Raw genomic sequence first — 15,081 nt, 5'->3', positions numbered from 1 at the left:
CCCGCCACATCCCGAGTCCCGCGCGCGGACAGCCCGCGCCGCCATCCCGAGGTCGCCTTCATGAAATTCCAGGGTTCCCAGAACTACGTCGCCACGCAAGACCTGATGCTGGCGGTCAACGCCGCCATCACCCTCAAGCGCCCGCTGCTGGTCAAGGGCGAGCCCGGCACCGGCAAGACCATGCTGGCCGAGGAGGTGGCGCAGGCGCTGGACATGCCGCTGCTGCAGTGGCACATCAAGAGCACCACCAAGGCCCAGCAGGGCCTGTACGAGTACGACGCGGTGAGCCGCCTGCGCGATTCGCAACTGGGCGACGAGCGGGTGAAGGACATCCACAACTACATCGTCAAGGGCGTGCTGTGGCAGGCCTTCACGGCCGACCAGCCGGTGGCCCTGCTGATCGACGAGATCGACAAGGCCGACATCGAATTCCCGAACGACCTGCTGCGCGAGCTCGACCGCATGGAGTTCTACTGCTACGAGACGCACGAGCTCATCAAGGCGAAGCACCGCCCGCTGGTCTTCATCACCTCCAACAACGAAAAGGAACTGCCCGACGCCTTCCTGCGCCGCTGCTTCTTCCACTACATCAAGTTCCCCGACGCCGAGACGATGCACAAGATCGTCGACGTGCACTTCCCGACACTCAAGCAGGACCTGCTGAAGGTCGCGATGAAGACCTTCTACGACGTGCGCAACCTGCCCGGCTTGAAGAAGAAGCCCAGCACCAGCGAGCTGCTCGACTGGCTCAAGCTGCTGATGGCCGAGGACATTCCGCTCGAAGCCCTGCAGAGCGCCGACGACAAGGTGGCCATCCCGCCGCTGGTGGGCGCGCTGCTCAAGAACGAGCAGGACACCACGCTGTTCGAGAAGCTGGTGTTCATGAACCAGAGGAACCGATGATGTTCGTGCGCCCCGTCGTCCTGAACGAACGCGGCGTTCGCCTGGAGCCGCTGGCGCCGCACCACGAGGACGGGCTGCGCGCGGCGGCGGCCGACGGCGAGCTCTGGAAGCTGCGGATCACCTCGGTGCCCGAGCCCGCGCAGACCCGCCAGTACATCGATGACGCCCTGCGCATGCGTGAGGAAGGCCACCGCTTCGCCTTCGCGGTGATCGACGAGGCGAGCGACACCGTGCTGGGCAGCACCAGCTACCACGACATCCTGCCCGCCGTGAAGCGCGTGGAGATCGGCTACACCTGGTACGCCAAACGCGCGCAGCGCAGCCACGTCAACACCACCTGCAAGCTGCTCATGATGGGCCACGCCTTCGACACCCTGGGCTGCCACGTGGTGGGCTGGCGCACCGACAACTACAACTTCGCGTCGCAGCAGGCCATCGAGCGCCTGGGCGCGAAGAAGGATGGCGTCATCCGCGGCCACGCCCTGCGCCGCGACGGCACCATTCGCGACACCGTCATGTACAGCATGCGATCAGGCGAATGGCCCGAGGCGCGTGCGCAGTTGCTGTACCTGCGGGGCCGGCACGACTGAACCCGAGGGGATCGCCATGCTGATCGACTTCTTCTACACCCTGCGCTCGGCCAAGCTGCCCGTGTCGGTGAAGGAGTACCTCACGCTGCTGGAAGCGCTCAAGGCCGACGTGGTCGGGCCCGCCAACCCCGACGCCTGCAGCATGGACGACTTCTACTTCCTCTCACGCACCGCGCTGGTGAAGGACGAGAAGCACTTCGACAAGTTCGACCGCGCCTTCGCCGCCTACTTCAAGGGCGTGGAGATGATCGCGGACTTCACCAAGCCCATTCCCGCCGACTGGCTGCGCCAGGAGATGGAGCGCATCCTGTCCGAGGAGCAGAAGGCGAACGCGCCGAAGATGGATTGGGACGAGCTGATGGAGACGCTGAGGAAGCGCCTCGAAGAGCAGAAAGAGCGCCACGAAGGCGGCAGCCGCTGGATCGGCACCGGTGGCACGTCTCCCTTCGGCAATGGCGGCGTCAACCCGCAAGGCGTGCGCATCGGCGGCAAGGGCGGCGGCAAAAGCGCCGTGAAGGTGTGGGAGCAGCGCAGCTACCGCGACTACGACGACACGCAGGAACTGGGCACGCGCAACATCAAGGTCGCGCTGCGCCGCCTGCGCAAGTTCGCGCGCGAGGGCAACGACCTGGAACTCGATCTGCCCGACACCATCCGCAGCACCGCCGCCAACGCCGGCTACCTGGACATCAAGATGATCCCGGAACGGCACAACAACGTGAAAGTGTTGTTGCTGATGGATGTGGGCGGCACCATGGACGAGCACATCCAGCGCGTCGAGGAGTTGTTCTCGGCCGTCAAGAGCGAGTTCAAGCACCTCGAGTTCTATTACTTCCACAACTGCGTCTACGACTTCATGTGGAAGAACAACCGCCGCCGCTACGCGGAGAAATTCCCGACCTGGGACATCATCCGCAAGTACAACAAGGACTACAAGCTGATCTTCGTGGGCGACGCCACGATGAGCCCCTACGAGATCCTGCAGCCCGGCGGCAGCGTGGAATACAACAACGAGGAAGCCGGAGCCGAGTGGCTGCAGCGCCTCACGCATGCGTTTCCCAAGTTCGCTTGGATCAACCCGGAACCCCACGGCGTCTGGCAGTATCGACAGAGCATCAGCATCATCCAGCAGCTCATGGGGCAACGCATGTTCCCGCTCACCCTGAAGGGCCTGGAAGACACGATGCGCATGCTGTCGAAATAATCGGCGAATGCGTTTCCTGTTTCCGGCCCGCCCCCGCCGGGCCGCGTGTCGGCTTGCGTTCCTGCTCGCCTGTGGCATGGCGCCCGCCTGGGCGCAGGTGGATGGCACCCCCGCGCCGGTGCCCGACAGCGCGGACGAGGACGACGCCCGCGCCCCCGACGCTGCGGCCCGCCGCGCCGCGCGGGCTGCACGCCCGCCCGTCACGCCGCGCTTCGAGATCGCGCTCGACGCGCCCGAGGAGTTGCACGCCTTCCTGCTGCGGCACCTGGACATCCAGCGCTTTCGTGAGCAGCGCAGCCTGGACGCGGCCGAACTCGAGCGCCTGCTGAGCGAGCTGCCCGCCAACGCGCGCGAGCTCACCGCCACGCGCGGCTACTTCTCGCCGCGCATCGAGATCGGCGAGACCCTGCCCCCCACGCCCGAGGCCGTGGCCGCTGCCGGCGAAGGGCCCGTGCCGCTGGGCCGCATTCCCGTGCGGGTGGACCCCGGCCCGCCCACCACCGTGCAGAGCGTTCAGGTCAGTTTCCTCGGCGACATCGCCAGCAGCGCGGACGCCCAGGCGCAGCGCGAGGAGATCCAGCGCGAGGCCGCGCTGCTCGCCGGCCAGCGCTTCACGCAGGACCAATGGGACCGCACCAAGACCGCTGCGCTGCGCCGCCTCACCGCCCAACGCTACCCCGGCGGGCGCATCAGCGGCAGCCTGGCCGACGTGGACGGCGCGACGTCCAGCGCGCGGCTCTACGTGGAACTGGACTCCGGCGCGCACCGGCGCTTCGGAGGCATCGAGGTCGACGGCGCGCAGCGCTACGACGCAGAGACGAGTGCGCGCATCGTGCGCCTCACCGGCCTCACGCCGGGCAGCGACTACGACTTGTCCAAGCTGCAGCAGGCCCAGCAGCGCCTGCTCGACAGCGGCTACTACGACGCCGCCTTCGTCTACGTCGAGCCCGGCGCGGGCGGCGAGCCGCTGCCGGTGAAGGTGCAACTGCGCGAAGCGCTGCGCCAGAAGCTCGTGCTGGGCATCGGCGCCAGCACCGACAACGGCGCGCGCCTGTCGCTGGAGCACATCCACAACCGGCTGCCGGGCATTGGCTGGCGCGCCCTGTCCACCCTGCGCTTCGAACGCCAGGACAGCCTGGCCAGCACCGACTGGTCCTCGCCGCTCAACAACGACGGCTGGCGCTGGATCTCGCTGCTGCAGATGGCGCGCCTGGAGAACAACCAGGTGGAGACCACCAGCCAGCGCGCGCGCTTCGGCCAGGCGCAGGAGGGCGTGGAATACGACCGCAGCATCTACCTGCAATACGACCGCGCGCGCACCCTCACCGACAGCGAGCGCCTGAGCGGCGTGCGGGGCCGCATCGAATCCTCCCTCACGGCCAACTACGCCTGGACGCGCGAGCGCTTCGACGACCCGGTCTCGCCCAACCGCGGCCACGCCCTGGCGGTGGAGCTCGGCCTGGGCACCACGCTGGGCATCACGCGCAAGCCCTTCGGCCGCACGCAGGCGCGCTGGCTGGGCTACTTCCCGCTCGACCGCGAGGCCGAGCTGCCCTCCACCGTGCCGGGTGAGCGCCCCACCGCCCGCCCGCCCACGCGCCTGGGCCGCCTGGCGCTGCGGCTCGAAGGCGGCGCCGTCGTCGCCGAAGACACCACGCCCGTGCCCGACACCCAGCTCTTCTACGCCGGCGGCGACACCTCCGTGCGCGGCTACGGCCTGCGCGACATCGGCGTGGTGCAGCCCGACGGCAGCGTGCTCGCCGGCCGCTACAAGGCCGTGGTCAGCCTGGAGTGGCAGCGCCCGGTGTGGGGCGACGGTGTGTCGCGCTCGCCCTTCGAGCACGTGCTCTTCGTCGATGGCGGCGCGGTGGCCAACCGCGTGCAGGACCTCGATTTCCAATGGGGCGTGGGCACTGGCCTGCGCTACAACAGCCCGGTGGGGCCGCTGCAGGTGGACCTGGCCTATGGCCTGGAGGTGCGCAAGCTGCGCCTGCACCTGAGCGTGGGCTTCGTGTTCTGAGGCGGCGATGGTCGAACCGACACCGCCCCACGCGCCCGCAGCCCCCGCCGCGTCTCCGATGGCGCCCGTGGCACCGCCCGCCGCCGCGCCGCGCTGGCGCGGGATGGCCGGCGGCGCCGGTCGCGCCCTGATGTGGCTGTTCGGCTCGATCGCTGGCGCCGGGCTCGCCGGGGCCCTGCTGCTGGGCGCCTGGGCCAGCAGCGAGGGCTCGCTGGCGCAGGCGCTGCGCTGGGGCCTGGCCTGGCAGGCGGAGAACGCCCCCGAAGCCGGCACGATCAGCGCCGATGGCGTCGAGGGCAGCCTGATCGGCGGCGGCCAGCTTCGCACCCTCGCCTGGGACCAGAGCGGCCTGGCCGTGCAGGCCGAGGGCGTTCGCCTGCGCCTGGGCGGCTTGTTCTGGCTCGGCCTGCTGCGCGGCGACCTGCTGGTGAGCGAGCTGCATGTCGACCGCCTGCGCATCGTCGACCAGCGAGCGCCCACCCCCACCTCCCCCGGCGAGCCGCTGCAGTCGCTGGTGCTGCCGGTGGACATCGAGGCCACGGTCTCGGTGGACGAGTTGCTGCTGCCGGGTCGGGAACCCATGGCGCTGCGCGGCCTGCAGGCGCGCTACCGCTACGGCCGTGCGGAGCCCGGCCTGGGCACGGAGCACGCGCACACCCTGCTGCTGCGCTCCTTGCAATGGGCCGAAGGCCGCTACACCGCACAGGCCACCCTGGGCGCGCAGGCGCCCATGCCGCTGCGCCTGCAGGCCCAGGGCGAACTCAGCGCCGAAGTCCCCGAAGGCGGCCGCCTGAACCTGCGCGCGCGCGCCACCGCGCAAGGCCAGTTGGCCGGGGCCGACGCCAAGCTCGACCTGGTCGCCCAGATCGAACCCGTGGGCCGCGCCGAGGCCACGCCCACCCTGGCCGGCACCGCGCGCCTGCGGCCCTGGGCGCCGCAACCCCTGGCCGAGGCCGACCTGCGCCTGTTCCGCCTGAACCTGGCGCTGCTGTGGCCGCAGGCGCCCACCACCGCGCTCACCGGCACCGCCCAGGCCCGGCCCGACGGCGCCGACTGGCGCGCGCGCCTGGCGCTGGCCAACGAATCCCCCGGGCCGGCGGACAAGCGCCGCCTGCCGCTCGAGTCCATCGAGGCCGAGGTGCTGCAAAGCGGCGCGCGCTGGACGCTGGAGCGCCTGGAGGCTGCGCTGGCCGGTGGCCGCGTGCAGGCCCAGGGCCGGCGCGATCCGCCCGCCGAGGGCGCCGCCTCGGCCCTGGGCGACTGGCAAGGCAGCCTGCGCGCCAGCGGCCTGAACCCCGCGCTGGCCTGGAGCGCGCTGGCGCCGGCCGCACTCGACGCCCGCGTGGACGCCCGCGCCGTGGACCCCAACGCCGCCCGCCCGGCCATCGACATCGACGCCCGCGTGGCCCCCGCGGGCCGCCAGCCCCGGCGCAGTGCGGCCGAGGCTTGGCGCCTGCGCGAGGTGCTGCTGCAGGGCCGCTGGCAGCCAGGCGACACGCCCGGCCACGGCCAGCTCACCGTGCGCAAGGCCCACATCGACGCGCTCGACGGCCTGGTGGACGCCCAAGGCCGCATCGACACCGCGCGCCCGCAGATCGAAGGCGAGGCCAGCGTCGCGCTACCCGGCGCGCGCGCGCGATGGAGCGGCCTGCTCGCGCAGGCGCAGGGCCAGGGCGACCTCGACCTGGCCCTGGCCGACGGTGCGCGGCTGCTGGCCTGGCTGCGCGCACTGGCCGACGCGCCGGTGCTGGGTGCGTACGTGAAGCCCGCCCTGGCGCCGCTGGCCGACTGGCAGGCCGAGGGCCAGGCCCAGGCCCGCCTGCGCTGGCAAGGCGGCCTGGGCGCCTTCGGCTTCCCCGGTCCGCACGCGCGCGCCGCCGCGCCGCGCCTGGACTTGGCGCTCAGCACCGAGCGCCTGCAACTGGAGCGCGCGGGCGAATCGCCCCTGCGGCTGGACCTGGGCGGCACGCTCCTGAGCGTGCAGGGCCCGCCCGAGGCCCTGGCCGTGGCGCTGCGCACGCGCGTCGAATCCTCGGGCTGGCGCGCCGACCTGGACACCGCCGGCGAGCTCGGCTTCATCGGCCTGCCCCTGGACGCGCGGCGCGGCCAAATGGCCCTGGGCCGGCTCAGCCTGTCGGCCACGCCCACGGGCAAAACCGATGGCGATGGCGATGGCACCACGGCCCCCGGCGACAACGGCGCCGCCGTGTCCTGGGCGCTGAGCAGCGCATCGCCCCTGCGCGCGCGCTGGCAGCCGCGCGGCGACGCCGTCGACGCCGAACTGGACGGCGCCAGCCTGCAGGTGCAGCCGCGCCGCGCTGGTGGTGCGGCGCTCGCGCCGGTGAATATCAGTTGGGAGCAACTCATCTGGCGCGGCGGCGCCTTGCAGACGCGCGGGCGCATCGACGGCCTGCCCCTGGCCTGGGCCGACGCGCTCACCATCAGCGAGACCCGGCCCACCGGCGCACTGGCGCAAGCGGGACTGGGCGGCGATCTGGTCTTCGATGGCCGCTGGGACCTGAGCCTGCCCGCGCAGGCCAGCGAGCCGCCGCGCCTGAGCGCGCAGTTGCAGCGGCGCGGCGGCGACCTGGCCGTGCAGACCCTCGGCGCCTTCGACGACCCACGCGCCAGCGCCCACCGCGTACAGGCCGGCGTGAAGACCGCCGAACTGGAGCTGAGCACCGAAGGCCGGCGCGTCGCCGCGCGCCTGCGCTGGGACAGCGAGCGCTTCGGCACGGCCAGCGCCGACCTCGCCAGCGAGCTGAGCCCGCCGGATGCGACGCACGGTGCCTGGCACTGGCCCGAGAACGCGCCGCTGTCAGGCCGCGTGCGCGCCAGCCTGCCCGAGGTGGGCGTGTGGAGCGTGCTGGCGCCCCCCGGCTGGCGCGTGCGCGGCGCCTTGACCGCCGAGGTGGGCGTGGCCGGCACGCGCGCCGCACCCCAGCTCACCGGCCTGCTGGAAGCCAAGGACCTGGCCCTGCGCTCCCTCGTCGACGGCATCGTCTTTCGCGGCGGCGAACTGCGCGCCACGCTCGCGGGCGAACGCATCGTCATTGAGCGCTTCCGGCTGGAGGGCCGTGGCGGCGCCGAGCGCGGCGGCGTGCTGCAGGCCACCGGCAGCGCCGAGTGGCGCCGCGTGCAGCGCGACGGCGCCACCGTGCGCGAACCCCTGATCGAACTCGAGGTCAGCGCCGACAAGCTGCGCGCCTCCTCGCGCCCCGACCGGCGCGTCACCGTCAGCGGCCAGGTGCGCGCGCGCCTGGAAGGCGCGGCCCTGCAACTGCGCGGCAACTTGCGCGCCGACGAAGCCCTCATCGTGCTGCCCGACGAGGCCGCGCCCAGCCTCAGCAACGACGTGGTGGTGCGCGGCACCGAATACCCCATCGACCGGCGCGGCGGCGTGCCCGTCATCCCCGACGTGCGCATCACCGTCGACCTGGGTCCTGCCTTCGAACTGCGCGGCCAGGGCCTGCAGACCCGGCTGCAAGGCCAACTGGAGATCCGCACCAACCCGCCCGACCCGGCACCGCGCATCGTCGGCGAGGTGCGCACCGTGCGCGGCACCTACCGCGCCTACGGCCAGCAACTCGCCATCGAGACCGGCGTGCTGCGCTTCAACGGCGCCTACGACAACCCCGCCCTGGAGATCGACGCCGTGCGCCCCAACACCACCCAGCGCGTGGGCGTGCAGATCACCGGCACCGCACAGGCGCCGCGCGTGCGCCTGTTCTCCGATCCCGAGATGCCCGACAGCGAGAAGCTCGCCTGGCTGGTGCTGGGCCGCCCGGCCAGCGGTGCCGGCGCCGAGGCCGCCGTGCTGCAACAGGCCGCGCTGGCCCTGCTCGCCGGCAGCGACGGCGGCCCGCTCGACGGCGGCCTGGCCCAGGCCCTGGGCCTGGACACGCTCAGCTTCACCGGCACCAGCTCCAGCAGCACCGGCGACGGCACCGAGAGCTCGGCCGCCGTCATGCTGGGCAAGCAGATCGCCGACAACCTGTACCTGAGCTACGAGCGCAGCCTGGCGGGCACGCTGAGCACCGTGTCCATGTTCTATGACGTCTCGCGCCACGTGACGGTGCGCGCACGCGCGGGCAGCGAAAACGCGATCGACCTGATCTTCACGCTGCGCTACGACTAGGCCGTGCGCCCGACGGGGCGCACGAAGCCCCGCCGATACAATCGCCGCTCCCCGCGCCGCCGTAGTTCAATGGATAGAACGAGCGCCTCCTAAGCGCTAGATGCAGGTTCGATTCCTGCCGGGGGCGCCACCCCTCTTTCCGCCCCGCCCTCCCCCTTTGCGCCGTTCGTCGCCCGGCCCCGCGCCGGTGTCGAAACGCGCCGGGTCCATCCGTCGTGGGCATGAAGCCAGCCAGCGCCATCGCGCCGGCCTTCACCTTCATCCCTTCAATGGAGACCCCGCATGACCTCGCTCAGCCCCTACCTGTCCTACAACGGCAACTGCGCCGAAGCCATGAGCTTCTACGCCAAGCTGTTCGGCGCGAAGCTCGAAGCGCTGTTGACCTATGGCGACCTGAAGGACCAGATGCCCTGCCCGCCCGGCGGTGAAAAGCTGGTCATGCACGCCTACCTGGTGCACCCGGGCTTCACCCTCATGGCCGGCGACACGCCGCCCGGCATGGCGTTCAAGGGCATCGAAGGCGCGATGATGGCCATCACCTTCGACACCACCGCCGAAGCTGAGCGCGTGTTCAAGGCGCTCAGCGAAGGCGGCAACGTCACCATGCCACTGGAAGAAACCTTCTGGGCCAAGACCTTCGGCATGGTCACCGACCGCTTCGGCACGCCCTGGGGCATCAACGGCGGGCCCAAAGAAATGCCCAAAGGCTGACGATCCGCCGCCGGTCCGCCCCCGGGCGGATCAGCGCAGCATCGCGTAGCCGATGCCGATGGCGGCAATCAGCCCTACCACGTCGGCGAACAGCGCGCACACCAGCGCATAGCGCGTGCGCTGCACGCCGATGCTGCCGAAGTACACCGCGAGCACGTAGAAGGTGGTCTCGGTGGAGCCCTGAACGATGGCCGCCAGGCGCCCGGCGAAGGAGTCCACGCCGTGCGCCTGCATCACATCGATCATCAGCCCGCGCGCGCCCGCGCCCGAGAAGATCTTCATCAGGCCCACGGGCAGCGCGGGCAGGAAATCGGTGTTGAAACCCAGCGCCGACACCAGCGCGCCGATGCCCGCGAGCAGGAAGTCCATGCAACCCGCGGCGCGGAACAGGCCGATGGCGACGAGGATGGCGATCAGGTAGGGCACGATCTGGATCGCGACGCCGAAGCCGTCCTTCGCGCCTTCGATGAAGGCGTCGTACACGTTCACGCGGCGCACCGCGCCCGCGACCACGAACAGCATCACCACGCCCAATATCACCGCCGCGCCCGTGGTGCCGGCGAAACGCGCGGCCTGATCGGCTGGCAGGCGGGCCAGCGCCGTCACGGCGGCGGCCAGCAGCCCGCCCACGGCCAGCACCGGCAGCAGGAGGCGCGCACGCCACAGCGGCAGGCGCTGGCACACGGCCACGGCCAGCACGCCGGCCAGCAGCGCGATGAAGGTGACCAGCAGCGTGGGCAGGAAGATGTCGGCGGCGTTGAAGTCCGCGCCCAGGCCCTGCTTGAGCGCCACGCTCTGGCGGATGGCGATGACCGAGGTGGGAATCAGCGTGAGCCCCGCCGTGTTGAGCACCACGAACATGATCTGTGCGTGGCTGGCGGTGCCGGCGGGCTCGGTGTTGAGCGACTGCAGCTCGCGCATGGCCTTCAGGCCCAGCGGCGTGGCGGCGTTGTCCAGGCCCAGCAGGTTGGCCGAGATGTTCATGGTCATGGCGCCCTGGGCGGGGTGGCCCTGCGGCACCTCGGGGAATAGGCGGCGCAGCAGCGGGCCCGCCAGGCGCGCCAACAGCTCGATCATCCCGGCGCGCTCGCCCACACGCATGAGGCCCAGCCACAGCGCCATCACCCCGGCCAGGCCGAGCGAGATCTCGAAGCCGGAACGCGCGCCGTCGAACAGTGCGCTGAGCAAGGCGGGCAGGATGCCGTCCTCGCCCAGGGCCCAGCGCACCAGGGCGGTGGCGAAGGCCACCGTGAAGAGACCGATCCAGGCCCAGTTCATCGCCATGGGGGGCGATGGTAGGGCCTGCGGCGAGCGGCCCGGCTACACCTGAAGTTGCCCCTCGGTCAGCGTGTCGAGCTGAAACCGCCCGCTGCGGTCCCACAGCCAGGTGTCGACGTAGCTGGTGCGGCTGCCCGGCGACGGAAACGGCGCCGCGTCGCGCACCAGGCGCTCGATCTGCGTCACCACCTCGGGTGCGTGGCTGGGCGCGCGCAGCCACTTGAACGAGCCCACGCGCCCGCTGCCCTCGACCACCACCTCCAACACGCCGATGGCGTAGAGCATGGCCGGCAGGCGGCCCGGGTAGATGCGCTCGGGGTAGCGGCGGTAGAGGTGGCTGGCCGCCGCGCGGCGGTAGGCCGGGTCGGCCGCAGGGGCCTGGCGGCCCGGCATGGGCAGCGAGGGGAAGGAGCAGCCGGCCATGAGCGCGGCGGCGCCGGTGGCGGCGCACAGGGTCAGCAGCTGGCGCCGGTCGCTCAGGGGGTGAGGGGGTGTGCGATCCATGCGCGGGATTGAAGCAGCGCCCGTGCGCCCACACAAGGGCCGCAACAAGAACTTACGCAGCGTGTCAGCGCCGCCGCGCCCGGACCAGCGGCAACAGCATCCTCACGCCTCAGGTGCCCAAGGGTTGACGACCTTCAAGCCGGCCACCTGGAAGTCGTTGACGTTGCGGGTGACCACCGCAAAGCGATGCTCGAGTGCGGTGGCAGCGATCATTGAATCCCGAAACGACTTCTTGTCTGGCACATGCAGGGGTGCGCACCACTTCGCCGTGTGCGCCGTGAAGCCCAGCACGCGCCCCTCGAACTGGAGCAGGACCTGCTCGCTCCAGGCACGCAGGATGGCGCCTTGCACGGCATCGCGCCGTTGCATCAACTGGACACCGATCTCCAGTTCCAGCACGGTGATGGCCGACAGATAGAGCTCATTGATCGCCTGCCCGGCGGCCCAAGCCCGCACGGTCTGCGATTGCTGGGCCTTGCCACTTCGCAATTCAGAAATGACGTTGGTGTCGAGGAGGTACATGCCGCCCCTTCAGTCCAACTCGGCGGGCTTGAAATCACCGTCGATCCTGGGTGGCTCGAAAGCGATATCGCCGCAGGGAATCGCGTCCATGGCCTGCAACAGGCTTTGCGGTTGGGTGTGGGTCAGGGCGTAGTAGTCCTCGATCGTCAGCAGCGCGAACGCCGGACGGCCCCGGTCCGTGATGAATACAGGGCCTTCAGCGGCTAGGCGCTTCGCATGACCCACGTCGCGCGCGAAGTCCCGGCTGGGTACGGTGTGGATGGACACGGGCGTTCCTTTCGATGTCAGGCGGCCGCGGAAATGACTGCATGTTACGACAAGACAACGCCAAAGTGGGCCAACGACCGCTGGCGCCTGCGCTATGGCGGGTCTTGCTTGCCCGCTATTTCTGCCGCAGCGTGCGGCTCAGCAGGACCACCGGGACCAGCCCCACCAGCACCAGGGCCAGCGCGGGCAGCGCGGCCTCGCCCAGGCGCTCGTCGCGCGCCAGGTTGTAGGTGACCACGGCCAGGGTGTCGCTGTTGAAGGGCCGCAGCACCAGGGTGGCGGGCAGTTCCTTCATCACGTCCACGAACACCAGCAGCGCCGCCGCCGCGGTGGCGCGTTTGAGCAGCGGCCAGTGCACGCGCGCGGCCAGCGCCGAGCCGGTGGTGCCGAGCATGCGGGCGGAGTCGTCCAGGCTGCCCGGGATGCGCGCGTAACCCGCCTGCACCGACTGCAGCGCCACCGCCGAGAAGCGCACCAAGTAGGCCCATACGATGCCCAGCGCCGTGGCCGTGACCCAGTAGCCCACGCCAGCGTCGGGCCAGCGTTCCTGCACCCAGCCCACCGGCAGCAGCAGGCCCACCACGATGACCGCGCCCGGGATGGCATAGCCCAGGCTCACGAGTTGCGAGACGCCGCGCGTGAGCCCCGTTGGCCGCGCGCGCACCGCGAAGCCCAGGGCCAGAGCGATCAGCACCGCCAGCACCGCCGACAGGCCCGCCAGCCGCACGCTGTTGAGCGCCCACTGCTGGAACTGGCCCCAGGGCAGCACGTCCCAGCCGCCGATCAGCGGGTGCAGCATGAACAGCACCGGCAGCACGAAGCCAAACAGCACCGGCAGCGCGCAGGCCAGCACCGCCAGCGCGGCGCGGGCGCCGTGCAGCCGCACGGGCTGCGCCTCGGCGCTGCCGGCGCGCTGGCCGCGCAGCGTGGCAAAGCGCATGCGCCGCTGCGCGCGCTGCTCCACCCACAGCAGCGCGGCCACGGTCAACAACAGCAGCGTGGCCAGTTGCGCGGCGGCCAGGCGGTTGTCCATCACCAGCCAGGCCTTGTAGACGCCGGCGGTAAAGGTCTGGATGCCGAAGTAGCTGGCGACGCCGAAATCGGCCAGGGTTTCCATCAAGGCGAGCGCCACGCCGGCCGCCACCGCCGGGCGCGCCAGCGGCAGCGCCACGGTGCGGATGCGCCGGGCCAGCGGCGCACCCAGCAGGCGCGCGGCCTCCATCAATTGCGCGGCGCGCTCGGCCAGCGCGGTGCGCGCCAGCAGGTAGACGTAGGGATACAGCGTGAAGGTGAACACCCAGACGGCGCCACCGGTGCTGCGCACCTCGGGCAGCAGGCGCCCGCTCAGGCCGAAGCTCGCGCGCAAGCCGTTCTGCAGCGGGCCGCTGAACTGCAGGAAGTCGGTGTAGGCGTAGGCCACCACGTAGGCCGGCATGGCCAGCGGCAGCAGCAGCGCCCATTCGAAGGCGCGGCGACCGGGGAAGTCGAACAGCGTGACCGCGCTGGCGGTGAGCACGCCCACCAGCGCCACACCAATCGCCACGCTCGCGCACAGCACCAGGGAGGTGAGCGTGTAGTCGGGCAGCACGGTCTGCGCCATCTGCAGCAGCACGTCCTGCGCGGCGGCGTCGAAGCCGAACCAGGACGCGGCGAGCGCGAACACCGGCAGCACCAGCACGGCGGCCAGCGACAACAAGAGCACCTGAGCGGGCCAGCGCGGCATGGTTCGGGTTTTGTTATGGGCGCGGTGGCTCAGGCCTTCAACCGCATCAACGCAAATGAGAATTGTAGATATCTACAATGGTCCGCATGTTCCTGCAGGTCTCGCAACTCCAGGTGCGCTACGCCGGCGCGCCCCACCCGGCCGTCGATGGCGTGAGCTTCGGGCTCGCGGCGGGCGAGATCGGCGTGCTGATCGGCCCCTCGGGCTGCGGCAAGACCACGCTGCTGCGCGCGGTGGCCGGCCTGGAGCGGGCGCAGGGCGGCGAGATCGTGCTCGGCGGCGAGACGGTGAGCAGCCCGGGCCTGCACCTGCCGCCGGAGCGGCGGCGCATCGGCATGGTGTTCCAGGACTACGCCCTCTTCCCCCACCTGGACGTGGCCGCCAACGTGGCCTTCGGCATCCACGCCTTGCCGCGCGCGCAGCGCGAGGCGCGCGTGGGTGAGGTGCTGCGCCTGGTGGGACTGGAGCACCTGCGCGCGCGCCACCCGCACGAACTCTCGGGTGGCCAGCAGCAGCGCGTGGCGCTGGCGCGCGCGCTGGCGCCCAACCCGCGCCTGCTGCTGTTGGACGAGCCCTTCTCCAACCTCGACGTGGACCTGCGCGAGCGGCTCGCGCACGAGGTGCGCGGCATCCTGAAGGCGGCCAACGCCACGGCGCTGTTCGTCACGCACGACCAGTTGGAGGCCTTCGCCATCGGTGACCGCATCGGCGTGATGCACGAGGGCCGGCTGCACCAGTGGGACGAGGCCTATGCGCTGTACCACCGCCCGGCCACGCGCTTCGTGGCCGAGTTCATCGGCCACGGTGTGTTCGCGCCCGCGCAGATCCTGCACAACGGCGGCCAGGTGGCCGTGCAGACGCCGCTGGGCCCGCTGCAGGACGTGGAGGAGTGCCCGCTGCCCAGCGCCTACGAGGCCGGGCTGTGCGACGTGCTGCTGCGCGCCGACGACATCGTGCACGACGACGCCGCGCCGGTGAAGGCGCAGATCGTGCGCAAGGCCTTCCGGGGTTCGGAGTTCCTCTACACCCTGCGCCTGGCCAGCGGCGAGACGCTGATGACGCACGTGCCCTCGCACCACAACCACGCGGTGGGCGAGTGGATCGGCATCCGCGCCGAGGTGGACCACGTGGTCACCTTCGAGCGCAACGGCTCGGCCTCCTCGCCGCCCGCGCCGGGCGTGGCCCAACGCGGCGCATGACGTGACGCAACCCGGAGGTGCC

General features: G+C 71.3%; 12 protein-coding genes and 1 tRNA gene. 8 read left to right on the top strand and 5 right to left on the bottom strand.

Annotated features, from left to right (window positions below):
• Window positions 1-60 precede the first annotated feature (60 nt).
• The 7 genes from VLG41_RS08820 to VLG41_RS08790 all read left to right on the top strand — a co-directional run bounded on the left by VLG41_RS08820 (window position 61) and on the right by VLG41_RS08790 (window position 9,566).
• Window positions 61-903: an AAA family ATPase gene (locus tag VLG41_RS08820; RefSeq protein WP_070397356.1), complete on the top strand. Its 843-nt coding sequence runs from the start codon at window positions 61-63 to the stop codon at window positions 901-903.
• Window positions 900-1,493, top strand: a complete 594-nt coding sequence (locus tag VLG41_RS08815; RefSeq protein ID WP_325349017.1) for a GNAT family protein — start codon at window positions 900-902, stop codon at window positions 1,491-1,493. The genes VLG41_RS08820 and VLG41_RS08815 overlap by 4 nt, the downstream gene beginning before the upstream one ends.
• 16 nt (window positions 1,494-1,509) lie before the next feature.
• The gene (locus VLG41_RS08810; RefSeq protein WP_325349016.1) at window positions 1,510-2,697 is read left to right on the top strand and encodes a VWA domain-containing protein; all 1,188 of its coding nucleotides are present in this window, start codon (window positions 1,510-1,512) and stop codon (window positions 2,695-2,697) included.
• A gap of 76 nt (window positions 2,698-2,773) precedes the next feature.
• Window positions 2,774-4,717 (top strand): autotransporter assembly complex protein TamA, encoded by a 1,944-nt coding sequence (locus VLG41_RS08805; protein WP_325349015.1) that lies wholly within the window; start codon window positions 2,774-2,776, stop codon window positions 4,715-4,717.
• A gap of 67 nt (window positions 4,718-4,784) precedes the next feature.
• The gene (locus VLG41_RS08800) at window positions 4,785-8,855 is read left to right on the top strand and encodes a translocation/assembly module TamB domain-containing protein (RefSeq protein ID WP_325349014.1); all 4,071 of its coding nucleotides are present in this window, start codon (window positions 4,785-4,787) and stop codon (window positions 8,853-8,855) included.
• A gap of 55 nt (window positions 8,856-8,910) precedes the next feature.
• Window positions 8,911-8,985 (top strand) — tRNA-Arg (locus tag VLG41_RS08795).
• A gap of 152 nt (window positions 8,986-9,137) precedes the next feature.
• The gene (locus VLG41_RS08790) at window positions 9,138-9,566 is read left to right on the top strand and encodes a VOC family protein (protein ID WP_325349013.1); all 429 of its coding nucleotides are present in this window, start codon (window positions 9,138-9,140) and stop codon (window positions 9,564-9,566) included.
• Between the two features lie 30 nt (window positions 9,567-9,596).
• Here the strand turns inward: VLG41_RS08790 and VLG41_RS08785 are convergent, their stop codons facing one another.
• The 5 genes from VLG41_RS08785 to VLG41_RS08765 all read right to left on the bottom strand — a co-directional run bounded on the left by VLG41_RS08785 (window position 9,597) and on the right by VLG41_RS08765 (window position 13,860).
• On the bottom strand, window positions 9,597-10,850 hold the full coding sequence (locus tag VLG41_RS08785; RefSeq protein WP_325349012.1) for a nucleoside recognition domain-containing protein: 1,254 nt from the start codon (window positions 10,848-10,850) through the stop codon (window positions 9,597-9,599).
• Between the two features lie 36 nt (window positions 10,851-10,886).
• Entirely contained in the window at window positions 10,887-11,348 is a 462-nt protein-coding gene (locus VLG41_RS08780) for a twin-arginine translocation signal domain-containing protein (protein ID WP_414652472.1), read from the bottom strand.
• A gap of 102 nt (window positions 11,349-11,450) precedes the next feature.
• The gene (locus VLG41_RS08775) at window positions 11,451-11,870 is read right to left on the bottom strand and encodes a type II toxin-antitoxin system VapC family toxin (protein ID WP_325349011.1); all 420 of its coding nucleotides are present in this window, start codon (window positions 11,868-11,870) and stop codon (window positions 11,451-11,453) included.
• A gap of 9 nt (window positions 11,871-11,879) precedes the next feature.
• A complete protein-coding gene (locus tag VLG41_RS08770; RefSeq protein WP_325349010.1) occupies window positions 11,880-12,137 on the bottom strand; it encodes a type II toxin-antitoxin system prevent-host-death family antitoxin in 258 nt (85 codons plus the stop codon).
• A gap of 115 nt (window positions 12,138-12,252) precedes the next feature.
• Window positions 12,253-13,860, bottom strand: coding sequence for an iron ABC transporter permease (locus tag VLG41_RS08765; protein WP_325349009.1), 1,608 nt, complete (start codon window positions 13,858-13,860; stop codon window positions 12,253-12,255).
• Between the two features lie 86 nt (window positions 13,861-13,946).
• On the opposite strand from VLG41_RS08765, the gene VLG41_RS08760 reads away from it, so the two are divergent.
• Window positions 13,947-15,059: an ABC transporter ATP-binding protein gene (locus VLG41_RS08760; RefSeq protein ID WP_325349008.1), complete on the top strand. Its 1,113-nt coding sequence runs from the start codon at window positions 13,947-13,949 to the stop codon at window positions 15,057-15,059.
• Window positions 15,060-15,081 lie beyond the last annotated feature (22 nt).

Source organism: Hydrogenophaga sp. (assembly GCF_035481345.1).
Lineage (GTDB): Bacteria > Pseudomonadota > Gammaproteobacteria > Burkholderiales > Burkholderiaceae_C > Hydrogenophaga.
The sequence above is the reverse complement of the archived record's forward strand: the minus strand, read 5'-3'. Positions and strand labels throughout refer to the sequence as shown.